This is a genomic window from Mesorhizobium sp. B2-5-13, from assembly GCF_006440535.1.
Taxonomy (GTDB): domain Bacteria; phylum Pseudomonadota; class Alphaproteobacteria; order Rhizobiales; family Rhizobiaceae; genus Mesorhizobium; species Mesorhizobium salmacidum.
This window is the reverse complement of record NZ_VFUI01000009.1, coordinates 222,675-237,215: the sequence shown is the minus strand read 5'-3', so window position 1 is coordinate 237,215 and position 14,541 is coordinate 222,675. Positions and strand designations below refer to the sequence as shown.

Genomic DNA, 14,541 nt, shown 5'->3' with positions numbered 1-14,541 from the left:
GGCGTCACCCCGCGAAGGTCAGCAGAAGGTTGAGATGGCGGTCGACCCTTGCCTGCGCTCCGGCAGGAATGGCGAAGGTGGTGTCTTCCTGAACGACCACGGCAGGCCCGTGGAACGTGCTGCCCGGCACGAGGGTCTGCCGGTTGTGGAGGTCGACGGTCTCGACGCTCGCGCCCGTGTAGACCGCAAGACTGCGCGCCGGGATGGCCTGAGCGTCGATCTCGTCGGTCTCCGGGAGGGAGAGCTTCGGCCCCCCGCCCACTGCGGACAGCCGCACGTTCACGAGCTCGATCTCGCCATCAACGTCGTGGAAGTCGTAGAGCTGCTGATGGGTGAGATGGAAGGCCTGCGCGATGGCGGCCGCATCACCATCTGCCAACCATTGCGGCGACAGGACAACCTCGATCTCATAGCTCTGCCCGACATAGCGCATGTCGCAGGAGAAAATGAGATCCGCGGCCGCGTCGTGCCCCTGCGCCGCAAGCCAGTCGCGCCCCTCTTGCGCCAGCGCCTCAAAGGCCTCGTGAATTCCGGCGAGCGACACGCCCGAGAGCGGGGTGAAGATGGTGCGAATGAAATCCCCCCGCAAATCCGCCACCAGTCCGCCGAGCGCCGACACCACGCCGGGGCGGCGCGGCGCCATCACGCGCTTCATGCCGAGTTCGCGGGCAAGAAAAGCGCCGAGCATCGGCCCGCCACCGCCGAAAGGCATCAGCGTGAAGTCGCGCAAGTCGACGCCGGCGCGCGAGGCGAGCTTCTCGACCCCGACGAACATCTCCGACACCGCGATATCGAGGATCGCCTGCGCGGTCTGCTCGATGGGCCGGCCGAGCCGAGTGGCAAGCTCGGAGACCGCGCGATGCGCCAGGCCGGTATCGATACTGAGCTGGCCATAGGCCATCTCGCTGTGACCGAGCCATCCACACACCACCATGGCGTCCGTCACCGTCGGCTTGTCGCCGCCACGGCCGTAGCAGGCCGGTCCCGGCGTCGAACCTGCCGATTCCGGTCCGACCCGCAGCACCCCCTGCGCGTCGATACTGGCAATCGAGCCGCCGCCGACACCGATCGAACTGACCGACACGGAGGGGATATGAAGTGGAAATTCGCCGATCAGCTCGCCAGTGCCGAACTGCGCCTCGCCGCCGATGATGAGCGCGAAGTCGGCCGAGGTGCCGCCGATGTCGAGGGTAAGAACTTTGTCTTCGCCTGCCTGACGCGCCAGCCACGAGGCGCCGATGACACCGGAGGCCGTTCCCGACAAAAGCATATTCACGCAGGCGCGCTTGCCCTCGGCAGCGTTCATCAGTCCGCCATTCGACTTCGTCAGCATCGGACGCGCCGGCACGCCACGGCTTTTCAACCGCTGTTCCAGCGCCGTCAGATAGCCGCAGACGCGCGGATGGACATAGCCGTTGAGGATAGCGGTTGAGGTGCGCTCGTATTCGCGGATGACCGGCCAGACCTCGGCCGAGGAAAAGACGAAGAGGTCGGGCGCAAGACGCGTGATCGTCGCCTTCACTGAAGCTTCCTGAGCGGCATTGCGCCAGGAATGGAGGAAGGACACGATGATGCCTTGCGCCCCATTCGCTTTTGCCACTGCCACCGCCTTTTCCACCGCCGCCATGTCCGGGGCCCGGGATTCGCTCCCATCGGCACGCATGCGGGCCGGAATGCCGAAAACCATGTCGCGCGAGATCAGCGGCTCCGGCCGTGCGCAGAACAGCGAATACATGTCCGGCATGCGCAGCCGCGCCATTTCGATGACGTCCTCGAAGCCGGCATTGGTGAACAACGCGAGCGATGCGCCCTTGCGCTGGATGATCGTGTTGATGCCAACCGTCGTACCGTGCACGAAGCGCGTCACACGGGCAGGATCAAAGCCTTCGCGTTCGGCCAGAAGCGTGAGGCCCGTCATAAGCTCGGCGCCCGGATCCTCCGGCGTCGTCAGCACTTTCAGCGAGGCGACGCGACCGGAGCGCGCTTCGAGCGCGCAGAAGTCGATGAATGTGCCGCCGATATCGACGCCGACCTTCCAGTCGGTTTCGTTCCGCGCCTCGTTGGCCGCGATGACACCATCCATGATGCGTCCCTTCCTGTCTGCAACCGAAGCTGACACGACAGGATGGCCATGGTCCAAGACGTATGGAGAGGAATGATATAAGCCTTGCTTATGCCCTGGCACCGCCCAGCACGACGGAACAGGCGGTGCGGATCTGGTCGCGCATTATCTCATCGGCCCGCGAGAGAGCGCGTGTGCGTGACGTCAGCAGCGCGATCGGAAATTCCGGCCCATTCGCGAGCGGCCTGACGGCAAGCCCGGCAAACTGGTGCCAGGGCAGCAGCGCGTCGACCAGGGCGACACCCAGGCCGGCCTGGACGAAGCCGACCGCCGAGATGGAAACATCGATTTCGAGCGACGGCGAAAGCGCCAGACCTTGCGCGCGGGCCGCGTGGGCCAACTCGTCGGCGGGGCGGGTGTTTCCGCGATAGGATATCAACTCTTCCCCGGCGAGATCGGCGAGGGTCAACTCAGTTTTTCCGGCCAATGCATGCCCGGCGGGCAGCAGGCAGGCGAAGCCGACGCTGCCGATCACCTCTGCGTCGATATCGGGAGGCAGCCGGTCGTCCAACGCGACGCCGAGGCTGGCATCGCCGGCGCGCAGCATGTCGACGATCGCCGCGATCGGCGCGCTATGGGAACGCAGCAGAATATCGGGATGCTGCGCGCGGAAGCTGGTGAATGCGCGCGGCAAGATAGCCATGGCCGGCGGCGGCGAGGCCGCGACCCGCACCAACCCCGTCCGGCCCAAACGCAGGTCGGTGGTCTTGCGGCGCAAGCCTTCCAGTCCCGCCGACAGCCTCTCGGCATCGGCGAAGATCTCGAGCGCCTCCGGGGTCGGCCGCAGGCGGCCCTTCACCCGCTCGAACAGCGTGAAGCCGAGTTCATCCTCGGTGTGGAGCAGGATCTGGCTGAGCGCAGGCTGGGAGATGTTCAGCGTCCGCGCCGCGGCGGTCACGGTGCCCGCGCGCATGACGGCGATGAACACTTCGAGCTGACGGGCACGCATTGCCACTCCATAGGCTTAGCTTATGGTTGTTGTCCAAACCCATCTTTGACGCAATGACGCGATGCCGACAAGATCGGCGCCTTCAGGGATTTTTCGCTCCGCACGAGATGAAAATGACATTTGGTCGAACAGCCATCATCTAGCTCTTTGTTGGAGCATGATCTCCTGGACAAACGGAAACCGTTTGTCCGAGAAAACCGGTTCCCACTTTTCGGGATCATGCTCTAGGGAATAACCATGGATGTGATCGTGCTGGGCGGTGGGCTGATGGGGACGGCTTCGGCCTATTTCCTCGCCCGGCGCGGCGCGCGCGTGACGCTGATCGAGCGCAATCGGGTCGGCACTGGAGCGACAGTCGCCTCCTTCGGCAACATCCGGCGCACGGGACGCCATCTGTCCCAGCTTCCACTCGCCCACCGCTCGCTGCGACTGTGGGGCGAAGCCGAAAAGATGCTTGGCCGCGACGTCGAGTTCCGCGCCACCGGTCATGTCCGGCTGATCTTCGATGAAGGAAGCCTTGCCGACATGCGGGCCTATGCCCAAGCCGCGCAGCCCTGGGGCCTCGAGCTGGAAGAACTCGGCCCACGCGAGATTGGCGCCCGCTTTCCCGGCCTCGGCACCGACGCGATCGCCGCGTCATTTTCTCCGCATGACGGCAGCGGCAATCCGCGGCTGATCGCGCCGGCCTTTGCCGCGGCGGCCCGCAGACTGGGGGCGCAAATCATCGAGGGAGCCGAAGTCGAGAAGATCACCTATGCGGGCTCCGGTTTCCTTATTACCAGTTCGAAGGGCTCATTCGCCTCCGAGTGCCTGCTCAACACCGCCGGAGCCTGGGGCGCGCGCATCGCCGCGCAATTCGGCGAAGCGGTTCCACTCGACGCCTGCGGCCCGCAGATGGGTGTGACCGAGCCTCTGCCGCACCGGATCCTGCCGGTGGTCGGCATCTGGACGCGCGATAAGGACCATGGCGCCTATCTACGCCAGGTCGAACGGGGCAATATCATCTTCGGCGGCGCGGCCGAAAGGGTCGCGGCGGACCTCGATCCGGGCCACGCGGTCGCCGACCCCACACGCCTCCAGATGCAATTGCGCGCCGTCGCGCGGCTGCTCCCGGCAATCGCGCATGTCTCGGTCATCCGCACGTGGTCCGGCTGCGAGGGCTATATCCGGGACATGCTGCCGGTCATGGGACGCTCGGCGACGACACCCGGCCTGTTCCACGCCTTCGGATTCAGCGGACATGGCTTTCAGCTCGGCCCGGGTGTGGGCGACGCCATGGCCGAGCTCATCGCGACCGACCGTTGTGAAACGCCACTCGACGATTTCAGGATCGATCGCTTCGGCCGCGCAGCCTGAAGGGACTGAGCTCACGGTATGTGACCAGGCTCGGCGATAAAATCCCGCCTCGCCGCGTCTCGCGCCAGCGCCTCAACGATTCGCTTCAACAGTTCATCCTTGTGAGGGCCGGCCAAATCGAGAATGGTTTGCACCTCGACGCCATCGGCCGTGAAGAATCGAACTGGGGAGTATTTTTTCTTTCGCGCCATAGTGAGCTCACCAAATGGGTTTGGAATAAAAGCAGCGCAGGGTGCAGCGCGATCACTCCGGTCGCAGCGGGTACCCGATCCAACTCTGCCAAAATGCACTTGCGCTCTTCATTCAGTGTTGTTGATTGCGGTCCCAGTACAGCTGGGTCGCCGTGGCCTTTGGCAATGGCGTTGACCAGCCGCTCGATCTCCCGAGTTAGCTCTTCAAGCCGTCGCTCCAAACGGGTGCGCCTAGCATCGGTGTCGGCTGCCAAGCGCTTCCGTTCTTCGTGGTAGGTCTGGACGTACTGGGCAATCACTTCGGGGTGGCGCAACTCGGCGGTAAGCCCGTTCAGAACTGCAGTTTCGACCGTATCCAAGTAGAAGGTCTTCGGATCAGCGCATATTCCGCTTTCCGTCGCCGATGAACAACGGATGCGAATGCGCTTGGACTTGTCCATGCCTTTTGACGACATTCCCGCACACAGGCACCGCATCTCAGGAGCCCAGTCAGCATATGCCGTGGTCGACGTTGATAGCATGGATGGGTGGTGATTGCACGCGCCTTCTCGCGTGCTTGTGCTGCGTCGAACAGGTCGGACGAAACAATGGCGAGGTCCGGTACCGCGACCACTCGCCATTCACCCTTGGGATTTGGACGCGAGACACCTTTCCCCGTATCAGGATCCTTGATCATTCTGACCCTGTTCCAGATCAGCCGGCCAGCATAAAGCTCATTGTGAAGCAGCCCCGTCCCTCTCTGCACACTTCCATTGATAGTAGATGCATTCCAGGCTCGGCCACGAGGCGGTGGTATGCGGTCTCTATTTAGATTGTGGGCGATATCACGCGGGGTCTGCCCATCAACATACTCCCTGAAGATACGACGCACGATATCCGCTTCCCGGCGATCAGTCGCTTCCCAGGGTCGCCTAGCACGTAGGAGTAGCCGTAGGTCAATCCACCGGCATGGAGCCCCTTGCTCACTCGGCCGGCCTGACCCCGACGGACTTTGTGAGCGATGTCCTCTCGATAGAGTTGCCCAACAAGCCCGCGAAGTCCGACCAAGACTGTGTTCACTACACCCTCGTGGACGGCACGAATTTCGATGCCAAGAAACGAAAGGCGTTTGTGAATGCCGGCAAGGTCTTCCATATCGCATCATGCCAACAGTTGCCCTCGATAGCCTCCAACCCTAGACCGAGCGCCCATCCGTTCATGCATCACCCAGCGAGGTAGCTAGGGGAGCTCGAGTGCCGCGATCATTTCCTCGCAGGCATCGACCTCATCCTGGCCGGCATTGAAGCGGCCTGTTCGACACTCCAAACATGGGCCAGCGGTCGAAGAGGCTTGCCCGGTTCAGATTTTGCGGACCTGCCGTTCGCCCATACCCTTTGAGATTTCACACGCGTCTTGGTGACCTTCTACGATTGTTCTCCAACAAACGCCGTGTACACGCCGCTTAATTCACGCCGCCGATTGCAGTCCCTATTGTCAATCGCGCCGCTAGTCCGATCCGGAACGTGCCTATCCAGATCCTGCCAGCCACGATCGAGATAGCTACACCAGAGACTTTCCCCACAGCTGGGAATAACTTCGCGGCGCGTTGCATAGATTTATATAAAGCAGTGCGCGAGTCGGTCGGTCGCCTCTTTGACCGAGGCGCGGGGCGTGGATGGCGAGGCCATCATCGAGCCGCCCTCGCCGGTTGGAACAACAGTAATCGAGGTCTGCGCAGTTCACCTCACGGTGCTCAGTTCTTCGGCAAGCACGCGTTCGTTGGGATCGATCGAACCGAGCTTGCTGACGACCCGAAAGCGACCGCCCTCCGCCCGCGCAATGTACATATTCATTCGAACATGGTGCTGGCCGCGTATCATCTCGGCCGGGCCGCCCGGGCCCTCGTTGATCCGGGCATGATCGAGCGCCCGGATGACCGCGTCACGCTCAACCGTGCCGGCTTCCCTCACCGCCGCTTCCCACATCCTGATCGCCCGGTAGTGGCCGGTGCAGCCGCTGCCTGCGGTCAACATCGCGCTGCCGGGGAACCGTTCGCTGTAGCGGCGCAACAGCGCGCGACCGAACGGATCGTCGAGTTCCTGATAGTAGTCGAGGCAGCTGTAGAGGCCCTCGATCTGATCGGACGGCACCAGGTTGAGGAAGTTCTCGTCGAAATAGGTGCAGACGATCTTGCCGCCGCGTTTACCGAAGCCGGCCTTGTGCAGTTCTTCCAGGAACGGCGTCAGACCCGGTGGGAAGATCGTATTGAACACCACCTCGGCACCGCTCGCCATGATCTGCTGCACCGTGCGCCGGAAATCGACGGTGTCGAGCGGAAAATACTCCTCGCCGACAATCTCGCCGCCGTTGGCGCGCACAACCCGGCTCGCCGCCTTGTTCAAGAGGTGGGGCCAGATGTAGTCGGCCGACGGCAGATAGAAGCTTTTCGCCCCTGTGGTCTTCATCAGCCACGGTATCAGCGGTTCGACCTGCTGCGCGGGCACCGGACCCGTGCAGAAGATCAAGGGGTCGTTCTCCTGTCCCTCATACTGCTCGGTGTAGATGTAGAGCGTTTTGCCCCGTGTCACCGCCTCGCTCTTGATGGCCAGTCGGGTCGAGCTGTAAATGCCGCCGACGACCAGGTCGACCTTGTCGACATCCACAAGTTTGGCGGCGCTTGCCTTGGCAGCGCTGTCGGTGGTCTCGCCATCCTCGATGATGAGCTTCACCGGCCGACCGAGGAGGCCGCCGCCGGCGTTGATGTCGTCGACAAGCATGGTCGTAAGGTTGGCGTTGGCAATGCCCATGAAGGACAAGGGGCCGGTGAGTTCGGCGATGAGGCCGATCTTGATGGGATTCTGGTTCATCTGATCTCTCCGATATTGTGGGGTTTCGTCGGGCGCACCGCCGCCACGGATGGCAGACGGCGCGCAGCGCGAAGGTCAAGCCTCGTAGTGGCCGAGCAGCAGTGCCGCCTGCGGCTTGCCGACATGGCCGGCTTCCTGCAGGATAGCCGGCACTTCCGGATCCGACACGAAGTTCTTCCAGCCCTCGGCGTCCCAGTCGAAGATCGCCCATACGCGGTCGGGCTCGCTCGGGTCGCGGAATACGGTTGCGCCGTTCGAGCCGTGCAGCCGGCGCTTGTCGGCGCCCTTGGTCGAAAAAATATGGATGAAGTGGTCGACGTCCGCGACCTTGGTCGTTGCGAGAAGCATCTGATTTCCTCCTGTCGGTCGCGGCCACTATCGGTCCGTCGACAGGATCACGATGCGCGCCTCGCGGCCGACGCACATGGGGTGTATTCCCTATGGCTGCGTTTCGCCTGGCCTGACGAGGCCGTGCTCGACCGCATAGAGCGCGGCGGCCGCACGGGTGGCCACGCCGATCTTGGAGTAGACGCTCTGGATATGATGGTCCGCGGTCTTTGGCGAAATGTCGAGCCTGCGCGCCGTTTCTTTCGCCGTCAGGCCGGCGGCGATCAGGCGCAGCACCTCGATCTCCCGCGGCGTCATGCCGGCCAGCGAACGCGGGGGCGGCCGTCGCGACGGCTGTCCGGCGAAGGACAGTACCGCCTCGGTGGCGTCGGGGCAGATGCACCCCTCGCGGACGGCGGCCCGCAACTGCGTCGCCGCCGCCTCGCTGGAGAGCGCCTTGCGATGAGGGCGCTCCTCCCGCGACGTCTGGAACGCTTCGGCGGCGGCCAGGATCCTCGCCGCCGGGGACAGATCGGAGCCGCCGACCTTGCGGTGATAGCCCGAGCCGTCCAGGCGTTCGTGATGACGCAGCACCATCCCGGCCATGGCGTCGCCGTCGCGGCCGAACGAAGCCAGCGCCCGCTCGCCGTAATAAGCGTGCAACTGTGCCGCGTCGCGCTCGCGGACGGACAGGGGACCGTTGCGCATCCAGGTGGCCACTGGCACCACCAGTTCGCCGATGTCATGGATGCAGCCCGACCAGCGCAGGGCGCGGACGTCGGGCTCGGGCAGCCCGAGCCGTCGTGCTCCGCCCTCGGCCAGTTCCGACACCATCCGCGAATGGCCCTGCGTGAACGGCATGCGCATATCGATCATGTCGGCGATGGCGAGGAAAGCTTCGTCGCAAGCCGCCTCGTCCAGCGTTACCGGCGGATCGGGCTCCAGTGCCAAAATGGTCTCGCGATCGACCGTCGCGCCGATGCCCTCCATAAGCGCGGGCGCGTTGGTGGAGACGAGCCGGGCCAGCTCCGCTTCGTAGGCACCATCGCCGCGACTGGCGATGGTTTCGGCCATCGCATCGATGCCAACGGCGTCGCTGAGCGCAATGACATCCTGTGCCAATGTAATCAGGCGCACGGCGGGCAAGACATCCTCGCCGCTCAGTCCACGCGGAAGGCCCTTGCCGTCCCAGCGTTCGTATATCTGTCCAAGGTTGCGCCGGATCTCGCCGGACAGGCCGAGCCGCACGCCGATCCGCTGCGCGACCTCGCAATGGGCGGTGAGCACCGGGCGGGCCACAGCGAGCGCCTGCGACATCGCGGCCTCAATCGCCTTGGCCTGCGCATCGGGGTCGAGATCATAGTAAAGCCGCTTGAAGGCCTGCACGAAGACCCTGCCCAGTTCCGCCCGGTTGCCCATGTCGAGACCGACGAGATCCTGGCGGAGCGCGATTTCATCGCCGAAGGTGGCCGACAGAAGGTCGGTGTCGGCATTGCAACCGACATAGCGCAGCATCGACTGGTGGTAGGCATTGCGCCGAACCTCATCGGAAACGCCGGCAAACTCGGCGATCCGCATCGCAAGCACGCAGGACTTCAGCGCAAAATCGCGGGAATGGCCGGTCGCGAGGTCCGATGCATAAGCGAGGACCATCATGAAGTCCGCTCGGCGTATCGAGACTTCTGCCATCGCATACCCACTCCGCAGATATGCTATCCTAGCGCGCCCCTAACACCAAGGGCAAAAGCCGCGAGCCGGATGTGCATGCTGGAGAGGGCGGGGCAGCGACCGTTTGGGGCAGTCTCCGGGCGATGGGCCTTCAGGCGTCAGATCGTATAGAGGCCCGTTAAAAGGAGGGCTGATCTAAGCGACAGAACCGCGAGGCGGACAGAACGGCTTCTCACACCTGACTTCCATTTTGAGAAGCTTCGTGCTCAGCGAAGGTCAAGGCCCCAGCCAACACCGCAATCGGGTGCACCCTCATTGCGGACAGCCCAGATTCAGCTTTCTCGGTCGGGGCCGAATGGGCACCCTCCTGAAGGCTCACAGCTAGATTCGAAAGGGCAAGGCAAGTCTCGCAGGTGCGAGGTCCTTCATGCTTGCTCGCGCCTCCCAAGGAGGCAGCAATTACCTCCGCTCCCCACCAATAGAGACGTGCCCCTTCCCGCCCAAGCCTTGAATGCGGCGGTGTGGGGCGTCGTTACCGGTTCGTGACAATTGACGCTTGGATGTCCCGGCCATCGGGTATTTTCCTGTGAAAGGCCGCAGGACGACTTGACGGACTCGCCGCTAGGTCTAATTTGGTGATCGTTCTCATGTGCCTAGCCCGTCCTTCCCTGTGGCTTGGGTGCATCAACGGCGGTGATTGGGAAAATCACCGCCGTTTGGATCCGAGGCCCATCGCAATCGACAAGCAACTGGTCTTGCACACGCCCATCTGCGGGCGGTGCTTTGTCAGCACTGGCATCCACTCGATTCTTGCTGAAATTCCGGCTAGCTTGGCGACAGATGACTCAGTTCTGGTCGGAGAATCACAATCAGACCGCCCGTCAAGAGATTGATGGGCAGCACCTTTGGTCCCCCAAGACCGAGGGCAATGGCGCACGAAGTGCGTCCCACAACAGATATGGGCCGAGCGACGCCTGGCGACCAACCAATTGGCTATATGGGCAGAATAGCGGAATTCGCCTTGACCGCTTCCAACCGATGGAGTTCGGAGACACCGGAACTTTTTGGAAGCAAGAGGGATGATTTCTGCCGATCTTTTGGATACCACATTCCCCTTCGATCCCTCCCAAAACGACAACAGGGAGTCTCGGCCCGCTCCCGCAAGGCTATATTCGCTACCCGTCAAGTTTCGGAGTTAGACAATCGGAAGGCCTGTCTGACAGGCATTCCACAGAAGTAGTACATTATTGAAATGGCGACCTCATATTTCAAAGCCAAGATGGTTTCGAAGCCGGCGCGTCGCTCACGGTCCCTCAAGGCGAGAATTCCAAGAGACGTTCAACAATGACCCAGCACGCAGAAAACGCTCGAATTCTCATGTACAGCCACGACACGTTCGGGCTTGGCCACTTGCAGCGCTGCCGAACAATCGCGCATTCGCTGGTCGAGGACTTCCGCGGACTTCAGGTGCTTATCATTTCGGGTGCGACTATCGCTGGCGCGTTCGACTACCGAGCCCGCGTCGACTTCGTGAAGATCCCCAGCGTCATCAAGTTGCGCAACGGCGAATACACCTCGCTGGAAAAGGATATCGATCTGCATGAGACGCTGAGAATGCGCCAGTCGATCATCCGCCACACAGCCGAGACCTTCCGGCCGGATATCTTCATCGTCGACAAGGAACCGCTCGGCCTGCGCGGTGAGATTGAGGATACTCTGTCCTACCTCAAGACGCGTGGCACCACGCTGGTGCTTGGCCTGCGCGAGGTGATGGATGCGCCGCACCTGCTCGAGGCAGAGTGGGCGCGCAGGGATGTGATGCGCAAGATTGGCCTGTTCTACGACAAGGTCTGGGTCTACGGGCCGCCGGATTTCTACGATCCGCTGACCGGCCTGGATGTGCCTCCGGCCGTCAGGGCAAAGATGAGTTTCGTCGGTTTCCTGCAACGAAGCTTGCAGCGCAACGAGTTGCCAGGCCACCGGCCCGAGGGCGATTATATCCTGGTCACCACCGGTGGCGGCGGCGACGGTGCCGAATTGATTCACGACGTCATCGATGTCTATCAGCAGGATCCGCAACTGCAGCACAGGGCGCTGATCGTGCTTGGGCCTTACATGCCGGCCCGCAAGCGCAACAAGCTGCTCAAAAAGGGGGCCAAGATCCCCTACATCAAGATGATCGAGTTCGACAACCGCATGGAAGACCTGATTGCCGGCGCCAAGGCGGTGGTGGCCATGGGCGGTTACAACACCTATTGCGAGATATTGTCTTTCGACAAGCCGGCGTTGATCGTGCCGCGCATCGAGCCACGCCAGGAACAACTGATTCGCGCTCGGCGCGCAGCCGAACTCGGCCTCATCGAGCTGCTTTTGCCGCACGAAGCCAAGGACTCCCAGCGATTCGCCGATGCACTCGTGGCGCTACCGGACCGGCCCCGCCCCTCACAGAGTAACCCGCATCTGACGCTGGAAGGGCTGCCTCACATTTCCGAGATTGTCGCGGAATTGCTCGACCGGCGGGCCGGCCATCACCTTTCTGTCGTTGAAGGAACCAACTGACTTGCAACGTCGCAAGATCGTCGTGGTCCTGAAGGGCTATCCGCGGCTGTCGGAAACTTTTATCGCACAGGAACTGCTCGGTCTGGAACGCGCGGGGTTCGATTTGATACTCGTCGCACTCAGGCGGCCCACCGACGCAAAACGCCACCCCGTACATGACGAGATCAAAGCGCCCGTCCACTACCTGCCGGAATATCTGCATGACGAGCCGCTACGCGTGCTTCGCTCGCTTTGTGCCTATTTGCCGCGGCCGAGCTTCTGGCGCGCGCTCGGATCGCTGGCCGCCGATATCTCCCGCGACTTTACGCGCAATCGCGCACGCCGCTTCGGGCAAGCGCTCGTGCTGGCGGCCGAATGGCCGGAAGGAGCGGGATGGTTGCATGCGCATTTCGTGCACACGCCGGCATCGGTCACGCGCTACGCCAGCCAGCTACGTAGCCTGCCCTGGAGCTGCTCAGCCCATGCCAAGGACATCTGGACTTCGGCGGACTGGGATTTGGCTGGCAAGCTTTCCTCGGCCCGCTGGACAGTCACCTGCACGAAAACCGGCTTCGATCGACTGGAAAAACTCGCCAAAGGCAACTCGTCTGTGCATCTGAGCTATCATGGGCTCGACCTTCATCGCTTCGGAAGTTTTGGCGACGCGCGACAACAGCATGACGGCTCGGAGCGCGGCGGAGCGGTTGTCGTTCTGAGTGTCGGACGGGCCGTCGAAAAGAAAGGTTACGATACCTTGCTGGAGGCCCTTGCCCTCTTGCCTGGCGATTTGGCCTGGCGTTTCGAGCATATCGGCGACGGCGAGGAACTGGAACGGCTCAAGGCGCTGGCGAAGAAGCTCGGACTGGATGATCGCGTCTCCTGGAAAGGCGCGCTTGCGCAGGAGCAGGTGCTTGAGCACTACCGCTGCGCCGACATCTTCGCCCTGGCCTGCAGGATCACGGCAAATGGCGACCGGGACGGCTTGCCAAATGTTCTTGTGGAGGCAGCTAGCCAGCGGCTTGCATGCGTGTCCACCGATGTTTCTGGTGTGCCGGAGCTTATATCGCCCGATGAAACCGGGCTGCTGGTACCGACAAACAGCCCAATCGCCCTGGCACAGGCGCTGGAGCGCCTGATCCGGGATCCCGTGCTGCGCGCCCGCCTAGGCGACGCCGCAGAGCGGCACGTGCGCGGCAATTTCGATCATGTGGCGAGCATTGGACAGCTCAAGGAATTGTTCGAGCGCGAGTGGCGGGCCGTCGATTGAAGCAACTGCGTGCCTTCCTCTATGTCCAGCACCTGCTCGGTATCGGGCATCTCGCACGCACCAGCCGCGTCGCGGCGGCTCTGGTCGATGACGGGTTTGACGTGACGATCGTCACCGGCGGAGCGCCGGTTGCAGGGTTTCCGGGACCGGGGGTAAAATCTGTAACCCTGCCACCTGTCACCTCCGGTGATGAAAGATTTTCCGGACTTGTCGACCTGCACGGCATACCCATCGACGATGATTTCAAGAAACGCCGTTCAGAGATGCTGCTCCAGGCATTCCGGGATTGCAGGCCTGATGTCGTGATTGTCGAGGCGTTTCCATTTGGACGTCGGCAGATGCGTTTCGAACTCTTGCCGCTGATCGAGGCCATCGACGCGACGTCGCCCAGACCGCTGCTGGTGACGTCCATCCGTGACATCCTTCAGGAGCGCGTCAAGCCGGGCCGAAACGAGGAAACGGTTGATCTTGTCAATACGCACTTCGACCTTGTTATGGTCCACGGCGACCCGGCGTTTGCAACCGTCGACAAGACATTTCCACTGGCCGGGGCGATCAAGGCCGATGTCACCTACACGGGGCTCGTTGCCGCGCCGCCCTCGCCCGCGGCCTCCGAGCGCTTCGACGTTCTGGTGTCAGTTGGCGGCGGAGCTGCCGGAAGCAGCCTTGTAAGCTCCACCATCGCAGCGGCGCGGAGTGCCAACAACGGTTGGAAATGGTGTTTGATCACCGGCCCAAACCTGCCGAAAAACGAGTTTGACGCGATCGCACGCGATGCCACGCCGGGCCTGTCCATCTTCCGGTTCCGAGAGGATTTCGCCAGCCTGCTGACCGGCGCCCGCCTGTCAGTCTCGCAGGCAGGTTACAACACGGTCTGCGATGTCCTGCGCGCGGGTTGTCGCTCCCTGCTCGTCCCATTTGCAGCCGGCGGTGAAACAGAACAAACGGTTCGCGCCCTGCTGCTTGAAGAACTCGGTCTTGCGACGGTTGTGATGGAAAGGGACCTAACGCCTGAAGGTTTGGCGAAAGCGATCGAAGCCGCGCTTGTGGCTCCTAGACCATCCGCGCATCGCCTCAATCTGGACGGTGCCCGTCACTCGGCGCAAATCCTGCGCGACCGGTATCGAACATGGTCCCTAAAAAGGGGGCCCGGTTTCAGAGAAGCTCATGATCAAACGGACGATGGATCCTAAAGCGGTTCATCGTTTCACGGAAAACGCAGAACCGCTCTATCTCGTGCGACGCGGGTCAAACCGTTGTTTTTATGTATGTCGCAG

General features: G+C 62.5%; 11 protein-coding genes. 4 read left to right on the top strand and 7 right to left on the bottom strand.

Annotated elements, in window-relative coordinates; genetic code table 11:
• Positions 1 to 4 precede the first annotated feature (4 nt).
• Together FJ434_RS17600 and FJ434_RS17595 are read right to left on the bottom strand one after the other, a co-directional pair.
• Positions 5 to 2,083 carry a hydantoinase/oxoprolinase family protein gene (locus tag FJ434_RS17600; protein WP_140748520.1) on the bottom strand — a complete coding sequence of 693 codons (2,079 nt, stop codon included), beginning with the start codon at positions 2,081 to 2,083 and terminating at the stop codon, positions 5 to 7.
• An 88-nt stretch (positions 2,084 to 2,171) separates the two neighbouring features.
• A complete protein-coding gene (locus FJ434_RS17595) occupies positions 2,172 to 3,071 on the bottom strand; it encodes a LysR family transcriptional regulator (protein WP_140748517.1) in 900 nt (299 codons plus the stop codon).
• Positions 3,072 to 3,308: 237 nt separating this feature from the next.
• Between FJ434_RS17595 and FJ434_RS17590 the strand changes: the two genes are divergently transcribed.
• Positions 3,309 to 4,427, top strand: coding sequence for an FAD-binding oxidoreductase (locus tag FJ434_RS17590; protein ID WP_140748514.1), 1,119 nt, complete (start codon positions 3,309 to 3,311; stop codon positions 4,425 to 4,427).
• Positions 4,428 to 4,512: 85 nt separating this feature from the next.
• Here the strand turns inward: FJ434_RS17590 and FJ434_RS30255 are convergent, their stop codons facing one another.
• From FJ434_RS30255 to FJ434_RS17570, 5 genes are all read right to left on the bottom strand, one after another.
• Positions 4,513 to 5,058, bottom strand: a complete 546-nt coding sequence (locus FJ434_RS30255) for a hypothetical protein (protein ID WP_246678299.1) — start codon at positions 5,056 to 5,058, stop codon at positions 4,513 to 4,515.
• Positions 4,950 to 5,759 carry a recombinase family protein gene (locus tag FJ434_RS17585; RefSeq protein WP_246678298.1) on the bottom strand — a complete coding sequence of 270 codons (810 nt, stop codon included), beginning with the start codon at positions 5,757 to 5,759 and terminating at the stop codon, positions 4,950 to 4,952. The genes FJ434_RS30255 and FJ434_RS17585 overlap by 109 nt, the downstream gene beginning before the upstream one ends.
• A gap of 577 nt (positions 5,760 to 6,336) precedes the next feature.
• Positions 6,337 to 7,464 carry a substrate-binding protein gene (locus tag FJ434_RS17580; protein ID WP_140748511.1) on the bottom strand — a complete coding sequence of 376 codons (1,128 nt, stop codon included), beginning with the start codon at positions 7,462 to 7,464 and terminating at the stop codon, positions 6,337 to 6,339.
• A 75-nt stretch (positions 7,465 to 7,539) separates the two neighbouring features.
• Positions 7,540 to 7,812 (bottom strand): hypothetical protein, encoded by a 273-nt coding sequence (locus tag FJ434_RS17575; protein WP_140504443.1) that lies wholly within the window; start codon positions 7,810 to 7,812, stop codon positions 7,540 to 7,542.
• A 90-nt stretch (positions 7,813 to 7,902) separates the two neighbouring features.
• Entirely contained in the window at positions 7,903 to 9,480 is a 1,578-nt protein-coding gene (locus FJ434_RS17570) for an HD domain-containing phosphohydrolase (protein WP_140504445.1), read from the bottom strand.
• Between the two features lie 1,323 nt (positions 9,481 to 10,803).
• On the opposite strand from FJ434_RS17570, the gene FJ434_RS17565 reads away from it, so the two are divergent.
• Genes FJ434_RS17565 through FJ434_RS17555 form a run of 3 tightly spaced genes read left to right on the top strand, consistent with a single transcriptional unit; the run spans position 10,804 to position 14,457 of the window.
• Complete coding sequence (locus FJ434_RS17565) at positions 10,804 to 12,018, top strand: glycosyltransferase family protein (RefSeq protein ID WP_140748508.1); 1,215 nt, start codon at positions 10,804 to 10,806, stop codon at positions 12,016 to 12,018.
• A 1-nt stretch (position 12,019) separates the two neighbouring features.
• The gene (locus tag FJ434_RS17560) at positions 12,020 to 13,264 is read left to right on the top strand and encodes a glycosyltransferase (protein ID WP_140748505.1); all 1,245 of its coding nucleotides are present in this window, start codon (positions 12,020 to 12,022) and stop codon (positions 13,262 to 13,264) included.
• Entirely contained in the window at positions 13,261 to 14,457 is a 1,197-nt protein-coding gene (locus FJ434_RS17555; RefSeq protein ID WP_140748502.1) for a glycosyltransferase family protein, read from the top strand. The genes FJ434_RS17560 and FJ434_RS17555 overlap by 4 nt, the downstream gene beginning before the upstream one ends.
• Positions 14,458 to 14,541 lie beyond the last annotated feature (84 nt).

Coding starts and splice junctions, on each gene's coding strand:
- FJ434_RS30255 (WP_246678299.1), bottom strand. CDS start 5,058: ATGGACAAGTCCAAGCGCATTCGCATCCGTTGTTCATCGGCGACGGAA.
- FJ434_RS17580 (WP_140748511.1), bottom strand. CDS start 7,464: ATGAACCAGAATCCCATCAAGATCGGCCTCATCGCCGAACTCACCGGC.
- FJ434_RS17565 (WP_140748508.1), top strand. CDS start 10,804: ATGACCCAGCACGCAGAAAACGCTCGAATTCTCATGTACAGCCACGAC.
- FJ434_RS17570 (WP_140504445.1), bottom strand. CDS start 9,480: ATGGCAGAAGTCTCGATACGCCGAGCGGACTTCATGATGGTCCTCGCT.
- FJ434_RS17600 (WP_140748520.1), bottom strand. CDS start 2,083: ATGGATGGTGTCATCGCGGCCAACGAGGCGCGGAACGAAACCGACTGG.
- FJ434_RS17585 (WP_246678298.1), bottom strand. CDS start 5,759: ATGCGATATGGAAGACCTTGCCGGCATTCACAAACGCCTTTCGTTTCT.
- FJ434_RS17595 (WP_140748517.1), bottom strand. CDS start 3,071: ATGCGTGCCCGTCAGCTCGAAGTGTTCATCGCCGTCATGCGCGCGGGC.
- FJ434_RS17575 (WP_140504443.1), bottom strand. CDS start 7,812: ATGCTTCTCGCAACGACCAAGGTCGCGGACGTCGACCACTTCATCCAT.
- FJ434_RS17590 (WP_140748514.1), top strand. CDS start 3,309: ATGGATGTGATCGTGCTGGGCGGTGGGCTGATGGGGACGGCTTCGGCC.